Annotated in this window: 6 protein-coding genes and 1 pseudogene; all 7 read left to right on the top strand. The window is 42.5% G+C overall.

The features are described 5' to 3' along the window. The first annotated feature begins 195 nt into the window (after positions 1–195). Positions 196–681, top strand: coding sequence for a LytTR family DNA-binding domain-containing protein (locus tag J6I68_RS11320; protein WP_292220421.1), 486 nt, complete (start codon positions 196–198; stop codon positions 679–681). Continuing rightward, a complete protein-coding gene (locus J6I68_RS11315; RefSeq protein WP_292220419.1) occupies positions 665–1,087 on the top strand; it encodes a DUF3021 domain-containing protein in 423 nt (140 codons plus the stop codon). Before J6I68_RS11320 ends, J6I68_RS11315 begins: the two co-directional genes overlap by 17 nt. 31 nt (positions 1,088–1,118) lie before the next feature. After that, the gene (locus J6I68_RS11310; RefSeq protein WP_292220418.1) at positions 1,119–1,310 is read left to right on the top strand and encodes a hypothetical protein; all 192 of its coding nucleotides are present in this window, start codon (positions 1,119–1,121) and stop codon (positions 1,308–1,310) included. Positions 1,311–1,314: 4 nt separating this feature from the next. Further along, on the top strand, positions 1,315–2,121 hold the full coding sequence (locus J6I68_RS11305) for a response regulator (protein WP_292220416.1): 807 nt from the start codon (positions 1,315–1,317) through the stop codon (positions 2,119–2,121). Positions 2,122–2,136: 15 nt separating this feature from the next. Further along, entirely contained in the window at positions 2,137–2,733 is a 597-nt protein-coding gene (locus J6I68_RS11300) for an Hpt domain-containing protein (RefSeq protein ID WP_292220415.1), read from the top strand. A 38-nt stretch (positions 2,734–2,771) separates the two neighbouring features. Then, on the top strand, positions 2,772–5,261 hold the full coding sequence (locus J6I68_RS11295; protein ID WP_292220413.1) for an ATP-binding protein: 2,490 nt from the start codon (positions 2,772–2,774) through the stop codon (positions 5,259–5,261). 183 nt (positions 5,262–5,444) lie between these two features. Continuing rightward, positions 5,445–5,639 (top strand): annotated as a pseudogene (locus J6I68_RS11290) (glutathione peroxidase); the annotation flags it as partial.

The raw sequence follows: 5,639 nt of genomic DNA, 5'->3' as shown, positions 1-5,639 counted from the left end.
GGGACGGTTCTACTGTCTCATTGCGCGCAATGAGACAGTAGAACCGTCCCCGTGTCTTGTCCCCGTGTCTTGTACCAACAGAACCACTTTTTTTGACCGAATAGACACGAAAAACGACCGAATAGACAGGAAGTATTCAATTAATTACGATATTAGGTGACAATTGTATATACACAAATTTTAAAGGTGGTTAAAATGTCAGACTTACTAGATATAAAGCTTATCATCGATAAAGCCTGCGAAAAGCTCACTGTTACCATAAGAAATAATGAGCGGAATGACGACGTTGAGGGCGTTATTGCAGCAATTGAAGCCTATGCCAACAAAAAGATCCCAATGGTGCCAGCGTATTTTAAAGACAGCGTTGTAATGCTGCCCCAGGGACAGATCTTCAGACTCTATATTTCAAACAGAAAGGTTATGGTGCAGACCTCTGGAAGAGTGTATGAGGTCAGAAAAACCTTAAGGGAACTGGAAGCGATTCTAGATTCTGACAGGTTTGTTCGCATTTCCCAGTCAGAGATCATAAACCTTCGAAAGGTAAAGAGCTTTGACTTTTCAGCTACAGGCACCATCGGTGTTGAGATGGAGAACGGCGAAAGCACGTGGGTGGCCAGAAGAAGGATCAGGGATGTGAAGAGTGCCCTGATGAAAGGAGGCAGCCATGGATTTAAAAACTAAGTTTATCATTAGGGCGCTCCTGGGATTTTCTCTTGGGATGATAATAGGAGCCATCATGTATGTGCTAAGTGTAAACGACAATGAGCCTGTGGATAAAGTGTTCCTTCTTATGCAACTCTTCGGCTCCGGAATAATGGGCATTGTAGGCAACGGAGGAGCCATAGTATATGACTTTGAGGACTGGGGGCTTGGAAGAGCGACCTTCACTCACTATATAGTGACTTTTTTTACAATGCTTTCCATAAGCGAGATTCTGGGATGGTTTTCACATGACATCTTACTTATCGTTGTTTTGGCATTTTCTTTTGTGTATCTGATCATCTGGGGAACTGAGTACTTTGTCTGGAAAAAAGAGATAAGACAGATGAACAGGCAGCTTGGACTCTTAAAAGGAGAGCAGGAATAAGCGGACTATCCGCAAAAGGGAGAACGAAGTTATGACAGATATCAATTATGATGCCATCGGAATAGTGGTAATGCATCTTGGAGGCAGCCAGTACCAGGTCAAATTTGATGATGGTGCTGAGCTTGTTGCAACTTACCAGTCAGAAGGAGAGGTTCCTGATGGGGCCGGAGTGGGACTTTTGGCAGTTGACGGTGGTTGGACCATGCAGGTTTTAAAAGGGTGAATCTATGAAAAAGCTTAAGATCCTGGTAACTGGAAAAAACAAAAGAATTGCAGGAGACATCTGTAATCATCTTGCAGAGGATAAGGATTACTACGTTATAAAGTGCCCTGCCAAGCAGGATGAGCTTTTTGAAACCGTGCCCAATGAAAGACCAAGGGTAATAATCATATGTCTTGGAGATGAGACCAGGGACTCAGTAAAGACCTATGACATCTTAAAAGAATGCGCAAAACTCGGGGCTATTACTCTTATTGTGGTGGCCAACATCGAAGACAAGAACGTATTTATCAAATACACCGGACTTGAGAAAATGTTCTTTTTATCAAGACCAGTATCCCTTTACATGCTCTACGACAAGCTTGAAGAGGTGGAAAAGAAATATCTCGATGGCGAAGACGATGACGCTTTGTTGTCTGAGTATGTAAATCCTAATCCTGACAGAATCACGAGGAAGCATATCCTTGCGGTTGATGATTCCTCGCAGCAGCTTATGCAGATAAAAGAGCATTTAAAGGAGTTCTATGATGTTACCCTTGTGGGTTCCGGTAAGGATGCATTCAAGCTTCTGGCCAAAAAGAGGGTGGACCTTATCCTTCTTGATTATATGATGCCTGAGATGGACGGACCTGAGGTGTTTAAAAAGCTAAAAGAGGATCCGCTGTATGCATACATTCCAGTGATATTTCTTACCGGTGTCACGGAAAAAGATGTTGTCATAAAAACCTTAGTGGACCTTAAGCCCCAGGGATACATTGTTAAACCTTCGAAGAAATCTGAACTTGTAGCTAAGATAATTGACGTTTTAGGATAGGAGGTTTCTACGGATATGGATATTTCTTTTCTCGATGCAAAGGGCATAGATACAAGGACTGGAATAGAGTTTACGGGGGACAAAGAAAAGTACATCTCTGCCCTAAAGCGCTATTTTAACGGATTTGAAGATAACAGCAGGAAGATATCTGAGCTTTATGAAAAGGGTGACATGGACAACTACAGTATCACAGTCCATGCCCTTAAGAGTAATTCGAAAATGGTTGGAGCCATGGCCCTGGCGGATTTTTTTGAAAAACTTGAGATAGCTTCAAGGGAAGGTGGCATCACATATGTAAGGGAAAATCATAATAAAATGCTTGATGCATACAGGGACTTTACAGAGCTTATCCGTCCCATAGGGGAAGCTGATGTAGCGCCTCCTGCAGATGAGATTAGTGCAAAAAGAGCTAAAGAGATTGTAAGCGAGCTTCTTGAGGCTTTGGATGATTTTGATGATGAGAAATCAAAGGATCTTGCGGGAAAGCTATCAGGCTATCCATTCAGACTTACACAGAAAGATCTGTTAACTAAGGCTATAAAGCTTATTGACGATTTTATGTATGATGACGCAGCAGGGATCATAAAAGAAATATCTGAAACTATTGAGTGACAGGTGACAAGGCCTTAAATAGAGAGGTAAGCGACCGGATGAAATACGTAAGGATAGCTCTTTCAGTAATGCTGATACTTGTTTTTGGATACATTGTGATTGGGGAATTTGCGTTTCCATATGATTCTCCAAGAAGCGGATTCATCTGTGAAAATCTCCCGGTTGAGTGGTATAAGGTAGAATCTGATGGATCCAAGGAGCCATTTGAGATTCCTGGGCACACTGAGGGAGATGTGTTCCTTGAAGGCGTGTTGCCGAATGACATAGACAGGAACATGTCTTCACTATGCTTTCGCGGAATGGACATGGAAGTTTACATTGACGGAAGCCTTAGGGATGAGTTTAAGACTACGGATTATCATTTCTTGGGAGACCGTTCCGCCGAGTGCTATCTTTTTGTGCCTCTTTACCCCGAGGATTCAGGTAAGACCATCAGACTCTTTTACGAGTATAATTCAGGATTTGTCAATGAAGCATATTACGGAACCAGGGTTGGTATCATAAAAATGCTCCTTCATAACTATGGGGCAGAGCTCTATGTGGGACTTATGGTACTCAGTCTTGGCTTTATCTGCCTTGTGGCTTCAATAGTTTACAGGGTAATGTATAAAATGTACCTTGAGATGCAGCATCTGTCTATAGGAGTCCTGCTTGGAGGCTGCTGGGTCATGTCGAACTCTGTCTTTCGGCAGTTCTACACCAGGAATATTTCTGTAATGTCTGACATCCCATTCCTTATGGTGATGCTTCTACCTATTCCTTTTACGATTTTTATTGATTCTCTACAGCAAAAGAGATATACAAAGCTTCTTACATTTGCGGGTTTTATGGAGATAGCAGATTTTGTTATCTTAACGCTTCTTTTTGTTTTGGGCAGGGTACCACTGGCGAAGAGTTTTAACATAGCGGCCATCAGCTGCCTTATCTGCATTGGCATTATCGCCTACACCATCATAAAAGATTCAAGTAAAAAACTGACAAGAGACTACGAGTACGTGGCCGTGGGATTTATAGTCCTTGCTCTTGCAGGCATTGGACAGATCTTTTCCTATATGTTCGCCCACAATGGCGTTTTCTCCGGACTTCTTATGTCCATAGGACTTATGGGATTTTTAATCTGTGCGGCTATCCATACCATTAAACAGCTTATCGGAATAAGGCTATCAGCCAGTGAAGCCATGGTCGCAAACAAGGCCAAGGACCAGTTCCTGGCCAATATGTCCCATGAGATAAGAACACCACTTAACGGTATCCTTGGCATGGATGAGATGATCATAAGAGAGAGCAGGGAGTCTAAGATCAAACAGTATGCCCTGGAGATCAAGAGCGCAGGAAATACTCTTTTGTCCATAATCAACGATATCCTTGATATGTCCAAGATAGAATCGGGGAACTTCGAGATCCTGCCAATTGACTACGACCTGTCCTCTGTCCTTAACGATGTCCTTAACATGACCCGGCCAAGAGCCCAGAAAAAGGGACTTGAGTACAATTTTGTCGTAGCGGATGACATTCCTTCTGTCCTTAACGGAGATGAGATCAGAATAAGGCAGGTTACATTAAATATCATCAACAATGCCATCAAGTACACCAAAGAGGGCAGTGTCAATGTGACCATAACCTCAAGGCCGATACTGATGGGCAACTACATTGAGCTGGTCGTAAGTGTTTCAGACACCGGAATGGGCATCAGGGATGAGGACAAGGACAAACTCTTTAAGAGCTTTCAACGGCTTGATGAAAAGAAAAATCGAAATATTGAAGGAACTGGCCTTGGACTCCACATCACCCACAGTCTTCTTACCATGATGGGAGGAAAAATAGATATTGAAAGTGAGTACGGAGTAGGCAGCACTTTTACCATTACTGTCCCTCAAAAGGTTGTAAAAAAGGAGCCTATTGGCGATTTTTCTAAGGCTGTTAAACACTATCTGGATCATATCGAAACTGATGAAGTGGTTCTTTATGCTCCGGATGCAAATGTGCTTGTGGTGGATGACAATGCCATGAACCTTGAAGTTATGGAGGGGCTGCTTGGAGATACCAAGATAAAAGTTGATCTTGTTATTTCAGGAGATGAGTGTATAGAGAAGGTATCGGAAAAGAAATATGACATTATCCTTCTTGATCAGATGATGCCAGGTATGAACGGCGAGGAGACTCTTCTTAAGATGAAACAGATGGATATCCTTAAAGGAACGCCAGTTATTGCCCTTACGGCTGATGCCATAATCGGAGCCAAAGACAACTACCTTCAAAAGGGCTTTAACGACTATATCAGTAAACCTGTTAAATACTCGGTTTTAGAGCAGGTTTTAAAGGAGTATATCCCAAAGGAAAAGCAGCTGATCCCGGACAGAAACGCAGACCTTCCAGTGATGCTCATTTGGGGCAATGACTCAGACAGACTTAAGCTTGAAAAAGAGAAACTTGAGAGCATCTATAAATGCGTCTGTGTCGTTGGAGAAAAGGCAAGAGACAAATATCTTGAAAAGCATGATGCACAGGTTGTAATGCATGTAGTTTAACAAGACACGGGGACAAGACACGGGGACGGTTCTACTGTCTCATTGCGCGCAATGAGACAGTAGAACCGTCCCCGTGTCTTGTTATGAAAACTTTAGCTTGATTTTTCGTGAAGAGTGGTTATAATGAATATATAGATTGCACACAATCAAATAGCACAACACACAAACCGGAGGATAATTACAATGATCTATGATTACAAGGTAACTACAGGAACGGGAGAAGAGCTTGATCTTGCTACATTTAAGGGCAAGGTTATCCTGGTTGTAAACACAGCTACAGGATGCGGCTTCACACCACAGTACAAGCCAATTGAGGAGCTCTATGAGAACTATCATGAGCAGGGACTTGAGATCCTTGACATTCCTTGCAACCAGTTT

Origin of the sequence: Butyrivibrio sp., assembly GCF_017940685.1 — a bacterium.
Taxonomy (GTDB): Bacteria; Bacillota; Clostridia; order Lachnospirales; family Lachnospiraceae; genus Butyrivibrio.
Note: the sequence above shows the minus strand (reverse complement) of the source record. Positions and strands in the feature narration are given on the sequence as shown.

Bases quoted from the DNA above. Each gene is read 5' to 3' on its own strand.
- J6I68_RS11320 (WP_292220421.1), top strand. From the start codon at position 196: ATGTCAGACTTACTAGATATAAAGCTTATCATCGATAAAGCCTGCGAA.
- J6I68_RS11295 (WP_292220413.1), top strand. From the start codon at position 2,772: ATGAAATACGTAAGGATAGCTCTTTCAGTAATGCTGATACTTGTTTTT.
- J6I68_RS11305 (WP_292220416.1), top strand. From the start codon at position 1,315: ATGAAAAAGCTTAAGATCCTGGTAACTGGAAAAAACAAAAGAATTGCA.
- J6I68_RS11315 (WP_292220419.1), top strand. From the start codon at position 665: ATGGATTTAAAAACTAAGTTTATCATTAGGGCGCTCCTGGGATTTTCT.
- J6I68_RS11310 (WP_292220418.1), top strand. From the start codon at position 1,119: ATGACAGATATCAATTATGATGCCATCGGAATAGTGGTAATGCATCTT.
- J6I68_RS11300 (WP_292220415.1), top strand. From the start codon at position 2,137: ATGGATATTTCTTTTCTCGATGCAAAGGGCATAGATACAAGGACTGGA.